The 17,395-nt window shown below is 61.4% G+C and carries 16 protein-coding genes; 2 read left to right on the top strand and 14 right to left on the bottom strand.

Annotated features, from left to right (window positions below; genetic code table 11):
* The first annotated feature begins 19 nt into the window (after nt 1–19).
* Nucleotides 20–1,885 carry a 1-deoxy-D-xylulose-5-phosphate synthase gene (dxs, locus tag E5E96_RS02120; RefSeq protein WP_135319127.1) on the top strand — a complete coding sequence of 622 codons (1,866 nt, stop codon included), beginning with the start codon at nt 20–22 and terminating at the stop codon, nt 1,883–1,885.
* Between the two features lie 75 nt (nt 1,886–1,960).
* On the opposite strand, the gene E5E96_RS02125 is transcribed toward dxs, so the two are convergent.
* The 8 genes from E5E96_RS02125 to ribE form a co-directional block, all read right to left on the bottom strand.
* The gene (locus E5E96_RS02125) at nt 1,961–2,902 is read right to left on the bottom strand and encodes an ABC transporter permease (RefSeq protein WP_011707089.1); all 942 of its coding nucleotides are present in this window, start codon (nt 2,900–2,902) and stop codon (nt 1,961–1,963) included.
* Between the two features lie 3 nt (nt 2,903–2,905).
* The gene (locus E5E96_RS02130; protein ID WP_010633104.1) at nt 2,906–3,880 is read right to left on the bottom strand and encodes an ABC transporter permease; all 975 of its coding nucleotides are present in this window, start codon (nt 3,878–3,880) and stop codon (nt 2,906–2,908) included.
* A 99-nt stretch (nt 3,881–3,979) separates the two neighbouring features.
* Nucleotides 3,980–5,536 carry an ABC transporter substrate-binding protein gene (locus E5E96_RS02135; RefSeq protein WP_011707091.1) on the bottom strand — a complete coding sequence of 519 codons (1,557 nt, stop codon included), beginning with the start codon at nt 5,534–5,536 and terminating at the stop codon, nt 3,980–3,982.
* 70 nt (nt 5,537–5,606) lie between these two features.
* Nucleotides 5,607–7,331, bottom strand: a complete 1,725-nt coding sequence (locus E5E96_RS02140; RefSeq protein WP_171281462.1) for an ABC transporter ATP-binding protein — start codon at nt 7,329–7,331, stop codon at nt 5,607–5,609.
* A 510-nt stretch (nt 7,332–7,841) separates the two neighbouring features.
* Entirely contained in the window at nt 7,842–8,336 is a 495-nt protein-coding gene (locus E5E96_RS02145; RefSeq protein ID WP_041216238.1) for a phosphatidylglycerophosphatase A, read from the bottom strand.
* Nucleotides 8,333–9,292 carry a thiamine-phosphate kinase gene (gene thiL / locus E5E96_RS02150; RefSeq protein ID WP_011707094.1) on the bottom strand — a complete coding sequence of 320 codons (960 nt, stop codon included), beginning with the start codon at nt 9,290–9,292 and terminating at the stop codon, nt 8,333–8,335. Before thiL ends, E5E96_RS02145 begins: the two co-directional genes overlap by 4 nt.
* Before the next feature lie 60 nt (nt 9,293–9,352).
* Nucleotides 9,353–9,766, bottom strand: coding sequence for a transcription antitermination factor NusB (gene nusB, locus E5E96_RS02155; RefSeq protein WP_011707095.1), 414 nt, complete (start codon nt 9,764–9,766; stop codon nt 9,353–9,355).
* 14 nt (nt 9,767–9,780) lie between these two features.
* The gene (gene ribE / locus E5E96_RS02160; protein WP_016351731.1) at nt 9,781–10,251 is read right to left on the bottom strand and encodes a 6,7-dimethyl-8-ribityllumazine synthase; all 471 of its coding nucleotides are present in this window, start codon (nt 10,249–10,251) and stop codon (nt 9,781–9,783) included.
* A 198-nt stretch (nt 10,252–10,449) separates the two neighbouring features.
* On the opposite strand from ribE, the gene E5E96_RS02165 reads away from it, so the two are divergent.
* A complete protein-coding gene (locus E5E96_RS02165) occupies nt 10,450–11,685 on the top strand; it encodes a trypsin-like serine protease (protein ID WP_029304288.1) in 1,236 nt (411 codons plus the stop codon).
* 63 nt (nt 11,686–11,748) lie between these two features.
* On the opposite strand, the gene ribBA is transcribed toward E5E96_RS02165, so the two are convergent.
* The 6 genes from ribBA to glyA form a co-directional block, all read right to left on the bottom strand.
* Nucleotides 11,749–12,858: a bifunctional 3,4-dihydroxy-2-butanone-4-phosphate synthase/GTP cyclohydrolase II gene (gene ribBA, locus E5E96_RS02170; RefSeq protein WP_016351734.1), complete on the bottom strand. Its 1,110-nt coding sequence runs from the start codon at nt 12,856–12,858 to the stop codon at nt 11,749–11,751.
* A 141-nt stretch (nt 12,859–12,999) separates the two neighbouring features.
* Nucleotides 13,000–13,653 (bottom strand): riboflavin synthase, encoded by a 654-nt coding sequence (locus tag E5E96_RS02175; RefSeq protein WP_171281463.1) that lies wholly within the window; start codon nt 13,651–13,653, stop codon nt 13,000–13,002.
* Nucleotides 13,654–13,707: 54 nt separating this feature from the next.
* A complete protein-coding gene (gene ribD / locus E5E96_RS02180) occupies nt 13,708–14,817 on the bottom strand; it encodes a bifunctional diaminohydroxyphosphoribosylaminopyrimidine deaminase/5-amino-6-(5-phosphoribosylamino)uracil reductase RibD (protein WP_171281464.1) in 1,110 nt (369 codons plus the stop codon).
* A 96-nt stretch (nt 14,818–14,913) separates the two neighbouring features.
* On the bottom strand, nt 14,914–15,363 hold the full coding sequence (nrdR, locus tag E5E96_RS02185) for a transcriptional regulator NrdR (RefSeq protein ID WP_010675395.1): 450 nt from the start codon (nt 15,361–15,363) through the stop codon (nt 14,914–14,916).
* Nucleotides 15,364–15,497: 134 nt separating this feature from the next.
* Nucleotides 15,498–15,932 (bottom strand): hypothetical protein, encoded by a 435-nt coding sequence (locus tag E5E96_RS02190; RefSeq protein WP_253264724.1) that lies wholly within the window; start codon nt 15,930–15,932, stop codon nt 15,498–15,500.
* 129 nt (nt 15,933–16,061) lie between these two features.
* Nucleotides 16,062–17,315 (bottom strand): serine hydroxymethyltransferase, encoded by a 1,254-nt coding sequence (glyA, locus tag E5E96_RS02195; protein ID WP_011707102.1) that lies wholly within the window; start codon nt 17,313–17,315, stop codon nt 16,062–16,064.
* Nucleotides 17,316–17,395 lie beyond the last annotated feature (80 nt).

Raw genomic sequence — 17,395 nt, forward strand, 5'->3', positions numbered from 1 at the left:
GCTGGATAACAGTAACAATATGAGCGTTGATATAAGCAATTTCCCCAACCTGGCCCTCGCGGATACGCCGGTCGAGTTGCGATCCCTGCCCTTCGAGCGACTGCCCGTACTGTGCAACGAACTGCGTGAATATCTGCTGCGTTCGGTGAGTCGCTCCAGTGGCCATCTTGCCTCCGGGCTCGGCACCGTCGAACTGACGGTGGCGCTGCACTACGTCTACAACACCCCGTTCGATCGGCTGGTGTGGGACGTGGGCCACCAGGCTTATCCCCACAAGATCCTCACCGGTCGCCGTGATCGGATGCAAAGCATCCGCCAGAAAGACGGTCTGCACCCCTTCCCCTGGCGCGGCGAGAGCGAATATGACGTGCTTTCGGTCGGCCACTCCAGCACCTCCATCGGTGCGGCGCTCGGCATGGCAGTTGCTGCCGAGAGCGAGGGGCTGGGGCGCAAGGTGGTAGCGGTGATCGGCGACGGTGCCATCACCGCCGGCATGGCGTTCGAGGCACTCAATCACGCCGGCGATGTCCACAAGGACATGCTGGTGGTGCTCAACGACAACGAGATGTCCATCTCAGAAAATGTCGGGGCACTGAACAACCACCTGGCCCGCATCATGTCTGGCAAGCTCTACACCACCATCCGCGAGGGTGGCAAGAAGGTGCTGGCCGGTCTGCCGCCGGTCAAGGAGCTGGCCAAGCGGGCCGAGGAACACCTCAAGGGAATGGTGGTGCCCGGCACCCTGTTCGAGGAGTTTGGCTTCAACTACATCGGCCCCATCGACGGCCACGACATCAACGCCCTGGTCGAGACCCTGCGCAACATGCGCAACCTCAAGGGGCCGCAGCTGCTGCACGTCAAGACCAAGAAGGGCAAGGGCTACGAGCCCGCCGAGAAGGACCCCATCGGTTATCACGGCGTGCCCAAGTTCAATCCGGACGAGTGCACCCTGCCCAAGGCGAGCGGCGGCAAGCCGAGCTTCTCCGCCATCTTCGGTCAGTGGCTGTGCGACATGGCGGCCAAGGATGAGCGGCTGGTCGGCATCACCCCGGCCATGCGAGAAGGCTCCGGCCTGGTGAAGTTCAGCCAGCAGTATCCGGATCGCTACTTCGACGTGGCCATCGCCGAGCAGCATGCGGTCACCTTCGCCGCCGGTCTCGCCATCGCCGACCAGAAGCCGGTGGTCGCCATCTACTCGAGCTTCCTGCAGCGGGCCTACGACCAGCTGATCCACGATGTGGCGCTGCAAGAGCTGCCGGTGCTGTTCGCCATCGACCGGGCCGGTCTGGTGGGCGCCGACGGCCCCACTCATCAGGGGGCGTTCGACATCAGCTTCCTGCGCACCGTGCCCAACATGGTGATCATGACCCCGTCCGACGAGAACGAATGCCGTCAGATGCTCTACACCGGCTACCAGTGCAACGGGCCGGCGGCGGTACGCTACCCCCGCGGCAGCGGCACCGGCATCCAGGTCGAGAGCGAGATGCAGGCGCTGGCGCTCGGCAAGGGCCGGATCGTGCGTCAGGGCAAGGGCACCGCCATCCTGGCGTTCGGCACCCTGCTGCAACAGGCCAAAGCGGCAGCCGAGGCGCTCGATGCCACCCTGGTGGACATGCGCTTCGTCAAACCGATGGACGAGGCGCTGGTGCGCTCCCTGGCCGCGACCCACGATCAGTTCGTCACCCTCGAGGACAACGCCATCATGGGCGGTGCCGGCTCCGCGGTGAACGAGCTGTTGATGCGCAGCAAACAGTGCAAGCCGGTGCTCAACCTCGGCCTGCCGGATCGCTTCGTCGAACAGGGTACCCAGGAGGAGATCTATGCTCTGCTGGGGCTCGATGGCGCCGGCATCCAGCGCAGCATCGAACAGTGGCTGCAGGCTTGACCCCCTCAGCACACACAGTAAAAGGGCGCCGTTATGGCGCCCTTTTTGTTTGTCTCGTTTGTTTATCTGTGGCCATCAGCCCTTGTAGAGCTTGGGATTGAACACATCCCGCAGCCAGTCACCCAGCAGGTTGATGACCAGCACCAGCACCACCAGGCAGATGCCCGGGAAGGCGGTGATCCACCAGGAACCGGAGAAGATGTAGTTGAAGCCCACGCTGATGAGCGAGCCCAGCGACGGCTGATCCACCGGCATCCCCAGACCAAGGAAGGAGAGCGCCGCCTCGCTCATGATGGCGTTGGCTACCTGCACCGTGGAGATGACCAGGATCGGCGACAGGCAGTTGGGCAGAATGTGGCGGAACATGATGCGCGGGGCGCGAAAGCCCATCACCTTGGCCGCTTCCACATACTCCTTCTTCTTCTCCGCCAGCACAGAAGCGCGCACGGTTCGGGCGTACTGCGGCCACTCGGCGATACCGATGATCACCACCAGCATCAGGATGGCGAACTTCGAGTAGAACTCGGAACCAAACGTAGCCTGGAAGATGGCGGAGATGATGATCGCCACCATCATGGTGGAGAACGACAGCTGCACGTCGGCAAAGCGCATCAGCAGGCTGTCGATGCGGCCACCGAAGTAACCGGCCATCAGCCCGATGACGATGCCAAGCACCAGCTGCAGCGCCACCGCGAACAGACCTATGGTCAGCGAGATACGGGCGCCATAGAGAATGGTGCTCCAGATATCACGACCCTGGTTGTCGGTACCGAGCCAGAAGCGCTCTTCGCCCCCTTCCAGCCAGGAGGGCGGCAATTCGGCATCCATCAGATCGAAGCTGGTCTGGTCGTAGACGTTGTACGGGGCCAGCCAGGGTGCCAGCAGCGCCGCCAGTACGAACACCACGAACACCGCAAAGCTGAACATGGCTACCTTGTCCCGCAGGAAGTAGTAGACGATGTCGGAATTTTTAAAACGTGCCCAACGGCTTGGGCTTGCAGTTACAGCATTAGTCATCTGTTACCCCTTGGCGGTCAGGTTGACGGTCGGGTTGATCAACCCGTAAAGCAGGTCGACCAGGGTATTGGTCACCACGAAAATGAGCCCGACGAAGATGACGTAGGCGGTGATGAGGGGCGTATCGACCCGGTGGATCGCCTCGAGAAACAGGAAGCCGGTCCCCGGCCACTGGAACACGCTCTCGGTCAGGATGGTGTAGGCCACCATGGTACCGATCTGCACACCGCCGACGGTAATGACCGGCAGCATGGTGTTCTTCAGAGCGTGCTGATAGTAGACCTTGTTGTTGTCCAGCCCCTTGGCACGGGCGAACTTGACGTACTCGGAGGAGAGCTGCTCCAGCATCTCGGAGCGCACCAGCCGGATGAACAGCGGCAGCATGATGGAGGAGAGCGCCACGCAGGGCAGGATCAAATGCTTGATGCCGTCCCAGGTGAAGAAGCCAGACTCCCAGCCCAGCAGGTTGTAGGTCTCGCCGCGGCCATAGGCCGGCAGCCAGCCCAGCTGGATGGAGAAGAGGTACATCAGCATGATGGCGGTCAGGAACACCGGGATCGAGATGCCGATGCTGCTCCCCGCCATGATGATCTTGGTCGGTATGCTGTGCGGGCGGATCGCCGAGTAGACCCCAAGCGGAATGGAGACCACCACGATGATCAGCGCAGCGCCAAACACCAGCTCAAGAGTAGCCACCAGCTTGTCGAGGATAACCTCGAGGGCTGGTCGCTTGAAGAAGTAGGAAGTACCCAGATCCCCGTGTACCGCGTTCTTCAAGAAGCGGCTGTATTTGACGAGGAAAGGATCGTTGAGGCCCATCTTCTCGCGCAATTCGTGGCGCTGGGCTTCGGAGACCGATTGTCCCACCAGCTCGCGCAACGGATCCCCCAGGTTGTCCTGGATGGAGAAGGCGACCAGGCTGATGACGAACATCACTATCACGGCCTGATAGAACCGTTTCAGCAGGAATGTAAACATGCTTGTCCTTCTACGTGGCCTGTGTCATGGCACAGGCTTCTGTTAGCAGGCGGGGTGGCCGGCTGACCACCCCGCCCCGTCCTTCCTTGCAACCTTCGCTTACTTGCCGACCACCAGGTCGCCGAAGTAAGGGAAGTTCATCACGTTGACCACCGGCTTGATGTCGGCGTTCTTCTTGGCGCCGTAGGCCAGATCTTCCCAGTGCAGCGGCACGTAGGCAGCGTCATCGATCAGCATGGCTTCGACCTTCTTCAGCATCTCGGCACGCTTGGCCGGATCGGTCTCGGCGTTGGCCTGCTCGACCAGCTTGTCAGCCTCGGCATTGGCATAACCGGCGCAGTTGTACTGGCCCATGCCGGTCTTGGCATCCTTGGTGAAGGTCAGGAACTCGAAGAAGTTCGCACTGTCTTCGGTGTCGGAGTGCCAGCCGATCAGCTGCATGTCCGCGGCGCACTTGTCAAACTCAGGCCAGTACTGGGCCACCGGCATGGTCTTCAGATCCACCTTGATGTTGATCTTGGCCAGCATGGCGGAGACGGCCTGGGCAATCTTGACGTCGTTGACGTAGCGGGCAGCCGGGGAGATGAAGCTCATCTTGAAGCCCTGCTCATAGCCGGCTTCCTTCATCAGCTGCTTGGCCTTGGCCAGATCATACTGGGGCTTGAGCGCCTCGTTGTGACCGGCATAGCCTTTCGGGCTCAGCTGGCCGGCAGGGGTGCCGAAGCCTTTGTTGATCTTCTCGACGATGCCCACCTGGTTGATGGCGTAGTTGATCGCCTGACGCACGCGCTTGTCTTTCAGCGCCGGGTTGGTGTTCTGGTTCAGCTCGATGATGATGGCGCGAGTACCGGACAGGGTCACCAGCTGGGTGTCCTTGCCGTTCTTCACGCGCTCCAGATCGTTCGGCGCAACCGGGTAGATCACGTCCACGTCGCCACCCAGCAGGGCCGCCACGCGGGTGGCGTCTTCCTTGATGGGCACCACGGTCAGGTTGTCGACGTTGCCCTTGGAGGCCTTGTCCCAGTAGTTGGCGTTGCGGGTGTACTCCAGCTTCACGCCCTGCTCGCGGAACTTGACGCTGAACGGGCCGGTACCGGAGACGTGGGTGGAGGCGTAGGAGTCGCCGTTCTTGACGATCTCGGCCTTGTCTTTGCCAGCCTCGGTCTTGCCGGTATAGAACTTGGAGTCCATCGGGAAGATATAGGTGACGGTCTGCAGCACCAGCGGGAACGGCTTGGCGGTGACGAGATCGACGGTGTACTCATCGACCTTCTTCACTTCGGCGATGGGGTCGAAGATGGCCTTGAAGTCGACGGAGGACTTCAGACGGTTGACGGTCCACACCACGTCATCGGCGGTGAAGTCGTTGCCGGAGTGGAACTTGACGCCCTTGCGCAGGAAGAAGCGCACGGTCTTGTCGTCGATGCGCTCATACTTCTCGGCCAGACGCGGCTCGAATTTCAGGTCCTGGGTGTAACGCATCAGCGGGTCGAACACCAGGTGGGACATCTCCAGGGTCTGACCGGAGAGCTGCTCCTGCGGATCCAGCGAGGTGGCATCGGAGGCGACGGCAACCTTGATGTCGACGGCGGAAACGTTAAAAGCGAAACCGGCGGCAAACAGCGCCAGGGCAATCTTGGATAATCCTTTCTTCATGTCTTTCTCCATGCTTTTGGCTTTTTATTGACACTTTTTTTGACAAGCAGAGCGGCGGGCCGCCCCTTTCCTAGCTTGCGATTTCCAGCCCCTCGCGGGACATTCCCTTGAACTCCGGCATGAGGGAGATCAGCTTGCGGCTGTACTCATGCTCGGCATTGGTAAAGAGTTTCTCGGTCTCCGCCACTTCCACCAGATGACCGTGCTGCATCACCCCGATGCGATCGCACATCTGGCGGATGACCGGCAGATCGTGACTGATGAACAGCATGGTGAGGCCAAGCTCCTGCTGCAGATCCTTGAGCAGGTTGAGGATCTGGGCCTGCACCGACACATCCAGCGCCGAGGTGGGCTCGTCGCAGATGAGGAAGCGTGGCCGGGTCGCCAGGGCGCGGGCAATGGAGATGCGCTGACGCTGGCCGCCGGAGAATTCGTGGGGATACTTGACCCCGGCACCACGGCCAAGGCCGACGTGATCCAGCAGATCCCCCACGATCCCCTCGATCTGGCTCTCGCTGCCGGCCAGCTTATGAAAGCGGATCGGCTCGGCGATGATGTCACGCACCTTCATGCGCGGGTTCATCGAGGAGTAGGGGTTCTGGAACACCATCTGCATCTGGCGACGCAGCGGGCGGCGCTCATGCTCGCCCTTGAGCGCGGTCAGATCGATCCCCTCGAAGAAGATCTTGCCGGTATCGGGCGGATAGAGGCCGGTGATGGCACGGGCGATGGTCGACTTGCCGGAGCCAGACTCCCCCACCAGGCCGAAGGTTTCACCCTCGAAGATCTCGAAGCTGATGTTGTTGCAGGCCCGCACGTACTGACGGCGGCTCGGGAAGAGGGAATCCTTGGTGACGAACTTCAGATCCACGTTCTCCACCCGCAGCAACGCCCCTTCATAGGCGCGCTCGTCCTGACTCTGGCCGAGCCAGTGGGTCTTGAGATCGATGCTGGTATCCACCGCACCGGCGTCCTCGATATAGGAGACCAGCGGGAAACGCACCAGCTTCACATCCGAGCGGGGCACCGCCGAGATGAGGCTGCGGGTATAGGGGTGATTGGGGCGACCCAGCACCTGTTCGGTGGTACCGAACTCCACCAGATCGCCGCGATACATCACCGCCACCTTGTCGGTGACGTTGGACACCACACCCATGTCGTGAGTCACCAGCATGCAGCCCACCTGCCGCTCTTTACAGAGGTTGCGGATGAGCTGGAGGATCTGATCCTGAATGGAGACGTCCAGCGCCGTGGTCGGCTCGTCGGCGATGATGAGCTCGGGGTCGCCGGAGAGGGCGATGGCAATGACCACCCGCTGGCGCATGCCGCCGGAGAACTGATGGGGATACTGCTTGATGCGCAGCTCAGGCTGCGGGATGCCCACCGCAGCCATCAGGGAAAGCGCCTTGGCAAACGCAGCCTCACGGGTGAGGTCGGTATTGGCCAGAATGGTTTCAACCAGCTGCCGTTCGACGGTGAACAGCGGGTTGAGGGAGGTCATGGGGTCCTGGAAGATGAAGCCGATGCGCGACCCTCGAATGGCCCGCATCTCGTTCTGGCTCTTGCCGGAGATGAGTTCGCCATTGAGATAGATGTCGCCACGGGCGATACGGCCAGGGGGGCTCAGCAGGTCGATGACGGCGTTGCCTATGGTGGACTTGCCGGCACCGGACTCGCCTACCACACCGACTATCTCCCCCTTTTCCACGGAAAAAGAGAGATCCTTCACTGCGGCCAGCACCCCGTAGCGGGAGGGGTACTCGATCCGCAAGTTTTTCACTTCGAGCAAGGACATGTTTACCTCTGCGGGGGACATCCGTCCCAAATAATTCGTCCGTAAATCGGCCGCAGATGCCGGTCGTGCCTTGGGGTGATCTTGAGTGCTTGATATGACTGCAAAACGCTCAATCCATGAGACAACGAAACCAGCGATCCGGGCGGGTTTTTTGCATTTTTTTGGAATAACCCGCGAGTAACTTAGACGGTTTGGCGGCGAGTGTAAATGATCGGGTTATACAATTTCGCAATACTTTGCTCAGTTAGCAGCCAAGCCAGCAGTCATAAATCATGACTTCCATCACATATACAGACTATATTACCGATAAAATGCCTGACTAGTGCTTTTACTTTCAACAATGGCGTAACAGGCGGGAATATTCACTATTGACACAATAGTCTTAAGCTTCGAATGAGTAGTGAATATTTATGTGAAATGATTTTTTAACGGCAGCATATGCCGATGAATGAAAACTAAACAGAGATATATAGGGGGATGCCAGCATGGCGCTCCCCCTTGCTGTCACCCTCAACCCAGCCAGTATGCCAGTGATTGCATACAAAACAGGGCGAACAGGCCGGCGATGAGATCGTCCAGCATGATGCCGAGGCCGCCATGAATGCGGCGGTCAAACCAGGAGATGGGCCAGGGCTTGAGGATGTCGAACAACCGGAACAGCACGAAGCCGGCCAGCACCCACTCCCAGCCGGCCGGGGCCGCTATCATGGTGACCCCAAAACCGATCACCTCGTCCCAGACGATGGCGCCGTGATCCGGCATGCCGATGGCATCGGTGGCGCTCTGGCAGATGCGAATACCCGCCACGAAGCCCACTATCAGCAGTGCGATGAACCAGGGCGTCGACAGACCACTCACCAGCAGGTAAAGGGGGATGGCGGCGAGCGTCCCCATGGTACCCGGCGCTTTGGGCGAGAGGCCGGATCCAAAGCCCACCGCCAGAAAGTGCAGTGGATGCTTCAAGTTCAGCCGCTTCAGCTCGGGCTTTATCGCGAACAGACTCATGCGAAGTGGTCCCACCCTTTCAGCTCCAGCGCCACCGTTTGTTCACCCCGCAGGTAGTCGATGCCCGGTTCGCCGGCAACAATGCGGCCGATGCGGGTAAACTTGACGCCGCAGTTGGCCAGCGCCGTGTCCAGCGCGCCGCGATGCTCCTCCGGCACGGTGAAGCAGAGCTCGTAGTCATCGCCACCGGCCAGTGCCAGCTGCCAGCCATCCTGTTCGCTCACCGCATCCTGCAGCACCGGCGAGAGCGGCAGCAGATCCAGATCGATCTGGGCCCGCACGCCGGAGGCCTTGAGGATATGGCCGAGATCCGAGGCCAACCCGTCGGAGAGATCCAGCGCACTGCCGGCCAGCCCGCGCAGGGCCTGTCCGGCCAGAATGCGGGGATGAGGATGGTCGAGGCGCGGCAGCACGGCCGCCAGCTGGTTCTCGTTGAGGGTTCGCTTGGCCAGCAGATGGGAGAGCGCCAGGGCGGCATCGCCCAGGGTGCCGGTCACATAGACCCCGTCCCCTGCCTTGGCGCCGCTGCGCAGCAGGGCACGTCCAGCCGGCACCGACCCTTTCACCGATACCGTGATAGAGAGCGGGCCGCGGGTCATGTCGCCGCCCACCAGCGCCACGTTGTAGTATTCGGCAAGCTCCAGGAACCCTTCGGCAAAACCGGCTACCCAGGCCTCGTTGATGGTGGGCAGGGTCAACGCCAGCGACACCCAGCGTGGCTCGGCGCCCATGGCGGCCAGATCGGAGAGATTGACCGCCAGCGCCTTGTAGCCGAGATCCACCGGATCCATGTCGGGAAAGAAGTGGACGCCGCTCACCAGGGTATCCGTGCTCACCGCCAGCTGGGTGTCGGGGGGCAGGGTCAGCAGGGCACAATCATCTCCAGGGCCCATCACCACGTCCTTGCGGGCGTGGGGGACCTTGAAGTACTTATCAATCAGCTCGAATTCACCCATACAGTAAAAAGCCAGCAATAAGCTGGCTCCTCTCTTAGATGCTGTTGACAGACAGCAGGATCAACGCTTGTTCAGCGACTTGATCACCTTGTCCAGTACACCGTTGACAAACTTGTGGCTGTCATCGGCAGCAAAGGATTTAGCCAGCTCGATCGCTTCGTTGATGGCCACGCGCGGCGGCACATCATCACGACGGGTCAGCTCATAGGTCGCCAGACGCAGGATCGCCTTGTCCACCATGTCCACTTCTTCCAGCGGACGGGAGAGGAAAGGTGCGAAGACCTTGTCCAGCTCGTTGCAGTGGAGGGCTACCCCGAACAGCAGATCGCGGAAGTAGTTCAGGTCCACACCCTTGGTGTCCTGATCGATCTTGAACTGCTCTTCGATGTCGCCCACGTTGGCCTTGGTCATCTGCCACTGGTAGATGGCCTGGGTGGCACAATGGCGGGCCTTGCGGCGCTCGGACGGTTTCAATGCATTTCTCCTCGTTACACGTCCAGCTGTTTCAGGACGTTGATCATTTCGAGCGCGCTCAATGCTGCCTCTGCACCCTTGTTACCCGCCTTGGTACCGGCACGCTCGATGGCTTGTTCAATGTTTTCAGTGGTCAGTACGCCGAAGGCAACCGGAATTTCATATTCCATCATTACCTGGGCCATGCCCTTGCTGTTCTCGTTTGCTACCAGATCGAAGTGATAGGTGCCGCCACGGATGACGGTGCCCAGCGCCACGATGGCGTCATATTGACCACTCTTGGCCAGCTTCTTGATGGCCAGGGGGATTTCGACTGCGCCCGGCACTCGCACCAGGGTCAGGTTGCTGTCCTGGACTTGACCTTGACGCTTCAGTACGTCTACCGCACCGTCCACCAGGCTTTCGTTGATGAAGCTGTTGAAACGGGCAACGACAATAGCAACGCGCGCCTCAGGAGCGGCGATATTTCCTTCGATAACCTTCATGGGAAATCCTGTCTCTGTGCAATCAAAAGGGGCCGGAGTCAAAAGTGCGCACATTCTAGCACAAAGGGGAATCGGACAAAAACATGCATCACAATTCTGGCAACGAGACCTCTATTGACCTTTTGCTTAACTGCTCCGACCTGTTAATAATACGTCGCCCCGGCACGGGGTAAAAATAATAACATCAAGGAGTTCAGTATGTTGGATTTAAAACGCAGCGGCGTCGCACTCGCCTGCCTGCTGCCGCTGGCTGTTCAGGCCGATGCTGGTAGCCAACGCATCATCGGCGGCAGCGCCGTCACAGCCCCCAGCTGGATGGTGGCCGTCGGCGAAGTCGTCAACGGCAATTGGAGCAATTTCTGCGGTGGCACCCTCATCGACAAGCAGTGGGTACTCACCGCAGCGCACTGCGTAGCAAATGCCCAGTCAGGTCCCATGGAAGTCGCCATCGGGGTGAGTGATCTCAGCCGTCCTCACACCCGCAGCAAGGTCGATCAGGTGCTGATGCACCCGGAATATTATGTCAATCTGTTGAGCAATCTGGGTTATCGCGAGACACCATATTCTTCCGATGTTGCTCTGCTGCACCTGGCTACTCCTGTTACGCAGGCTCCCATCGTCATGGCCGATATAACAACCAAGGATACTTGGCAATGGAATACCACTATGCTGCACGCCATTGGCTATGGCGGCATCAATCCTGACGCAACCAAATCCAGTCCACAATTGCTGGCGGTAGATCTCGCCTATCGGGGTGAGCGGGATTACTGGTACGGTGACCCGACCACGACCCATATTTTCGCCGGCAAGCTGGCCGGTCAGGACACCTGCAAAGGCGACAGCGGTGGTCCGCTCACTTATGGTGGAAAACTGGTCGGCGTGACCAGCTACGGGGCCTTCCCCTGCGCTACCGGCAGCGCCGGTGGCTATACCTACGCACCTGCCTTCAGTGACTGGATCGCCGGGCAGCAGCAAGGCGTCACCCTGACCACAATCCGCGGCCTGATCCTGCCTTCAGGCACCAGTGGCTGGGCCGACTACCTGCTGGCCAACCGCAGCAACCAGGCGGTCACCCTGAGCGGCATCTACAGCGATGCCCCCGCCATGAACAACGACTGCCCCGGCCGTCTGGAAGCGGGTCAAACCTGCACCCTGCGGCTTCGCGCCGATGGTAACGACACAGTCGGAACCCTGCGCGTGCAGAGCGTTGAACTCACCGCCACCAATGACCAAGGCGCAAGCCAGCGTTTTCAGAGCGTCCTGATGAGCCTCACCAAGGAGCCCACCAAGACCCCGGATACCACTGTCACGCCAACGACTCCGACAACGACTACCACCAACACTTCCAATGGTGGTGGCAGTGGCGGTGGTGGCGCCACCGGATTCGCAGCCCTGTTGCTGCTGCCGCTGGCCTGGTTGCGCCGGCGCCGCTGAGGCAAAACAACAAGGGATGACCGAGGTCATCCCTTGTTTCATCTCCGTTTCATCGCATCAGGCTTATTCGCCGACGTACTCCACCACTTCCAGGCCGAAACCGCCGAGGGCGTGGTACTTCTTCGGTGAGCTCAACAGGCGCATCTTGCCCACACCCAGCGCCTTGAGGATCTGGGAACCGACGCCGACCCGGCGCGAGGTACCCTGCCACTTGGCCCCTTCCGGTGCCAGCCCCTTGTCCGCCGCCTCGAATCCCTTGACCCGGGCCAGCAGCTCGGCGCCATGGGCTTCCGCCCCCAGGATCACCAGCACCCCGCCTTCATCGGCGATGCGGGCCATGGATTTGGGCAGCGGCCAGCTGCGGGCGCTGTGACGGTCGGTCAACAGCAGATCGCTCAGCACGTCGTGCAGATGGACCCGCACCAGGGTCGGCTGCTCGGCCTGTACCTCACCCTTTTTCAGGGCGAAGTGCACCTGGTTGTCGATGGTGTCGCGGAAGGTGATGAGGTCGAACTCGCCAAACTCGGTGGGCAGCTTGCACTCGGCCACTTTCTCGACCGTGGTCTCGTGCTGGTTGCGGTATTCGATGAGGTCGGCGATGGTGCCGAGCTTGATGCCGTGCTGCTCGGCGAACAGCTCCAGATCAGGGCGGCGCGCCATGGTGCCATCTTCGTTGAGGATCTCGACGATGACGGACGCCGGCTCGTAACCGGCCAGCCGGGCCAGATCGCAACCGGCCTCGGTGTGGCCGGCACGGGTCAGCACGCCACCGTCCTGCGCCATCAGCGGGAAGATGTGGCCGGGCTGCACCAGATCGGCGGCCTTGGCGTTCGGTGCAACAGCCGCCTGCACGGTGACGGCGCGGTCGGCGGCGGAGATGCCGGTGGTTACCCCTTCGGCCGCTTCGATGGTCACGGTAAAGGCGGTGGAGAACTGGGCATTGTTGCGATCGACCATCAGCGGCAGCGCCAGCTGCTTGCAGCGATCCCGGGTCAGGGTCAGACAGATGAGCCCCCGGCCGTAACGGGCCATGAAGTTGATATCTTCCGGGCGGACACAGGAGGCGGCCATGATGAGGTCCCCTTCGTTCTCCCTGTCTTCGTCATCCATCAGGATCACCATCTTGCCAGCCTTGATATCGGCAATGATTTCCTGGGTCGTGCTTAGCGCCATGGGCTACTCCATCAACATGCTGCGGGGATTGAGCCAGTCGGCTCGGCTTGATACTGCCTATTGTGCTCTAGATGGGGCACAGGGGGCCCCATTTCAATCGGCGCTGGATCACAGAAAAGCGTTTTTCCCGCCGAGGGGCCATCACAGGAAGCCGGACTGGGCCAGCTTTTCCAGGGTCAGGGTGGAGGCGTTGCTCTCCTCGCGCTTGCCCGTCATCAGCCGCTCCAGATAGCGGGCAATCTGATCCACCTCGAGATTGACCCTGTAGCCAGGTTTCCACTGGGCGATGGTGGTCTCCTGGGCTGTGTGGGGCACTATGGTCAGCCGGAACAGATCCCCCTGCACGGCGTTGACGGTGAGGCTGATGCCGTCCACCGCAATCGAGCCCTTCTCGGCGATATAGCGGGAGAGCTCGCCCGGCGCCTTGATCCAGTACTCGATGGCGCGGCCGCTGGCGGACTTGCTCTTCACCTCGCCGATGCCGTCCACATGGCCGGAGACCAGATGGCCGCCAAGGCGAGAGGTGGGCATCAATGCCTTCTCGAGGTTGACCCGACCGCCCACCCTGGCGGTGGCGAAACCGGTGCGGGAGAGGGTCTCCAGCGACACGTCGGCGGTATAGCTCTTGTCGCCCAGCGCAATCACGGTGAGGCAGACGCCGTTGGTGGCGATGGAGTCGCCCAGCTTGACGTCGCCAAAGTCCAGGGTCGGTGCGTGCACGGTGAGGGCCATGTCCTCACCCTGGCGGCGCAGCTCGGCCAGGGTTCCCACCGCTTCGATAATTCCGGTAAACATGCAGATCACCTTGCTGATGACGGGGGCGGCACCGCCCCCTTTAACATTGATAAATCAGGCCAGTCTGGCCGTAATGCGGATATCCGGCCCCACCATGCGCACATCCTTGATGTTGAGCTTGGGCGCCTGGAACAGCCGGGTCAGCCCCGGCAGGTGGAACAGGCCGCGCCCTTCATCCCCCATCAGTTTGGGCGCCTGATAGAGCACCAGCTCGTCTACCAGCCCCTTGTCCAGCAGGGCGCCGCACAGCTGCGGCCCCGCCTCCACCAGCACAGAGTTGACGTTCTGCTTGGCCAGCAGCATGAACAGGCTAACCAGATCCAGCTTGCCGTCCAGCAGCGGCACTTCCAACTGCTGCACCCAGGCGGGCCACTCACCGGATGCCTTGTGGCGAGCCAGCAGCACCGGGCCCTCGCTCTGGAACAGCGGCAGATCCGGGGAGAGCCGGTTTTGCGAATCGACGATGACCCGCAGCGGCTGGCGCAGGGTCTCTTTGGGATAGACGGCCTTGACCGAGGTAGGCAGCTCGTCCCAGCGCACGGTAAGGGAGGCGTTATCCGCCAGCACCGTCTCGGCGCTGGAGAACACCGCATCGTGGCGAGCCCGCTGCCGCTGCACGTCGCGACGCGCCTCCGGGGAGGTGATCCACTGGCTCTCACCGCTCGCCATGGCGGTGCGGCCATCCAGGCTGGCGCCAAGCTTGACCGTCACCTGTGGAAACGCGGTGCGCATCCGCTTGAAAAAGCCCGGGTTTAGCGCCTCGGCTTCGCTTGCCAGCAGGCCGAAATCGGTTTTGATGCCGGCCTCGGAGAGCATGCGCAGGCCGCGTCCGCCCACCTGAGGGTTGGGATCCACCATGGCGGCGACCACACGGGTCACCCCGGCCTTGATCAGCGCCTCGGCGCAGGGCGGGGTGCGACCGTGATGGGAGCAGGGTTCCAGGGTCACGTAGGCGGTGGCGCCGCGGGCGTTGTCACCGGCGGCATGCAGGGCATAGACCTCGGCATGGGGCTCGCCCGCGCGCTGGTGCCAGCCCTCTCCCACCACCACGCCGGCCTTCACCAGCACGGCGCCGACGCAAGGGTTGGGGGCCGTGGTGTAACGGCCGCGGCGGGCCAGTTCGAGGGCCCGGCTCATCCATTGGTAATCGTCTTGACTAAACATCTGGGCTCCTCTGACAGCACATCCAGGCTTACGCAATATCGTCGGTTCGATTAGCGCAGCGTAATCGAACGCGGCAACCGAGTTTGGAAGAAAGACTTACTTCTCCAGCTTGGCGATCTCTTCGCCGAACTCGCGAATATCTTCAAAGCTGCGATAAACGGAGGCAAAGCGGATATAGGCCACCTTGTCCAGGCTCTTGAGCTCGTCCATCACCAGGTTGCCCACCAGCTGGGAGGCGACTTCGCGCTCGCCGGTGGCGCGCAGGCGGGACTTGATGTGGTTGACCGCCTTTTCGATGGCCTCCATGCTCACCGGCCGCTTCTCCAGCGCCCGCAAGATGCCGGCCCGCAGCTTGTCTTCGTTGAATGGCTCGCGCGAGCCGTTGGATTTGATGACGCGGGGCATCACCAGCTCGGCCATCTCGAAGGTGGTGAAGCGCTCGTGGCAGAGCAGGCATTCGCGACGGCGGCGCACCTGATGGCCTTCGGCCACCAGACGGGAATCGATCACCTTGGTATCTACCGCACTACAGAAAGGGCAATGCATCGGACCTCCGGCGTTGACGGAAAAGGGCGCCGGCCCCGGGGGCTGGCTCTAGGCCGGCCAGTGTAGCACGGCCATCCGGAGCCGGTAAAAGCCCGTGGAAACAAGGAATGGCATACACCCAGGCGGCCCCTTGCTCAGTCGTCATAAGGCAGGGTATCGGGGTCGCAGCCCTGATAATCGGGTTCAGGATCCACAGCAAAGCGACGCGCCTCGATATGGCTGTGACCCAGCAGCAACGCCTTGCCCACCCGGTGCATGCCATCCATCACCCGGCCGGCGCTGTCCAGCAGGATGGGATAGGCGAGATCGGCCGCCATCATCAACTGGCAGTGCTCCACCACGCTGCGCACCGTGGGGCGGGCGGCGTCATGGCCGTACCAGTGCACCTGATCGAGCTCGGCAATCTCGCCGAGCGCCACCGCCAGCACCGGCAGATCGCGGCTCAGTCGCACCAGCCGGCGCACATCCCAGGCCAGCTGCCCCTGTTCGCTGGCGCGAAAGTGGTACTGGGCGCGGATCGCCTGCCTGAGCGCCGCCTCCAGTGCCAGCTCTTGCTGTTCGCTGGCCATGGTCAGATTGCCTCGCCCGCTATGCTCTTCACCGTTCAGCGTCATCAGGCCCTCCTGTGTTGCCAAACGCTACAAAAAAACAATGCCACCCGTGGGTGGCATTGGTCTCAAACCGGGTGAGAGCCCTTATCAGGCATACACCGGGAAACGACGGCAGATGTCCAGCACCTGTTCACGTACGGTGGCCAGCACGGCATCGTTGTCGTGGTTGTCCAGCACGTCACAGATCCAGTTGGTCAGCTGGATAGACTCGGCTTCCTTGAAACCACGGCGGGTGATGGCCGGGGTACCGATCCGCACACCGGAGGTGACGAACGGGGAGCGCGGGTCGTTGGGCACGGAGTTCTTGTTGACGGTGATGTTGGCTTTGCCAAGGGCCGCATCGGCCTCTTTGCCGGTCAGCTCACGGCCGATCAGGTCAACCAGCATCAGGTGGTTGTCGGTACCGCCGGAGACGATCTTGTAGCCGCGCTCGATGAAGGTCGCAGCCATCGCCTTGGCGTTTTTCACGACCTGAGCCTGATAGGTCTTGAACTCGGGTTCCAGCGCCTCTTTGAAAGCCACCGCTTTACCGGCGATGACGTGCATCAGCGGACCACCCTGACCACCCGGGAAGACGGCGGAGTTGAGCTTCTTGTAGAGCTCCTCGTCGTCGGCGGCGGAGAGGATCAGACCACCGCGCGGACCAGCCAGAGTCTTGTGGGTAGTGGAGGTAACCACGTGAGCGTGGGGCACCGGGTTCGGGTAGACGCCAGCGGCGATGAGGCCTGCCACGTGAGCCATGTCGACGAACAGCCAGGCACCGACCTTGTCGGCGATTTCGCGCATGCGAGCCCAGTCGACGATGCCGGAGTAGGCGGAGAAACCACCGATCATCATCTTCGGCTTGTGTTCGACCGCCTGACGTTCCATGTCGTCGTAGTCGATCTTGCCGGACTCGTCGATGCCGTAGGGGATGATGTTGTACAGCTTGCCGGAGAAGTTGACCGGGGAGCCGTGGGTCAGGTGACCGCCGTGGGCCAGGTTCATGCCCAGCACGGTGTCGCCCGGCTGCAGCAGGGCCATGTAGACAGCGCTGTTGGCCTGGGAGCCGGAGTGCGGCTGCACGTTGGCGTAGGTGGCACCGAACAGCTCTTTGGCGCGCTCGATAGCCAGGGTTTCAACCACATCCACATACTCGCAACCACCGTAGTAACGCTTGGAGGGGTAACCCTCGGCGTACTTGTTGGTCAGCTGGGAGCCCTGGGCTTCCATGACACGGGGGCTGGTGTAGTTCTCGGACGCAATCAGCTCGATATGCTCTTCCTGACGACGGGTCTCGTCTGTGATGGCCTGCCACAGCTCTGGATCATAGCCGGCAATGGTCATGTCACGTTTCAACATCCGTTTCTCTCCTGAAAATCGTTTGCGCGATAGGTGAAGTGGGCAGGCGCATTGTAACGTGAGCTGGATCAAAGAGACAG

Origin of the sequence: Aeromonas sp. 1805 (genome assembly GCF_013085525.1) — a bacterium.
In the GTDB taxonomy this organism is placed as follows: Bacteria; Pseudomonadota; Gammaproteobacteria; order Enterobacterales; family Aeromonadaceae; genus Aeromonas; species Aeromonas hydrophila.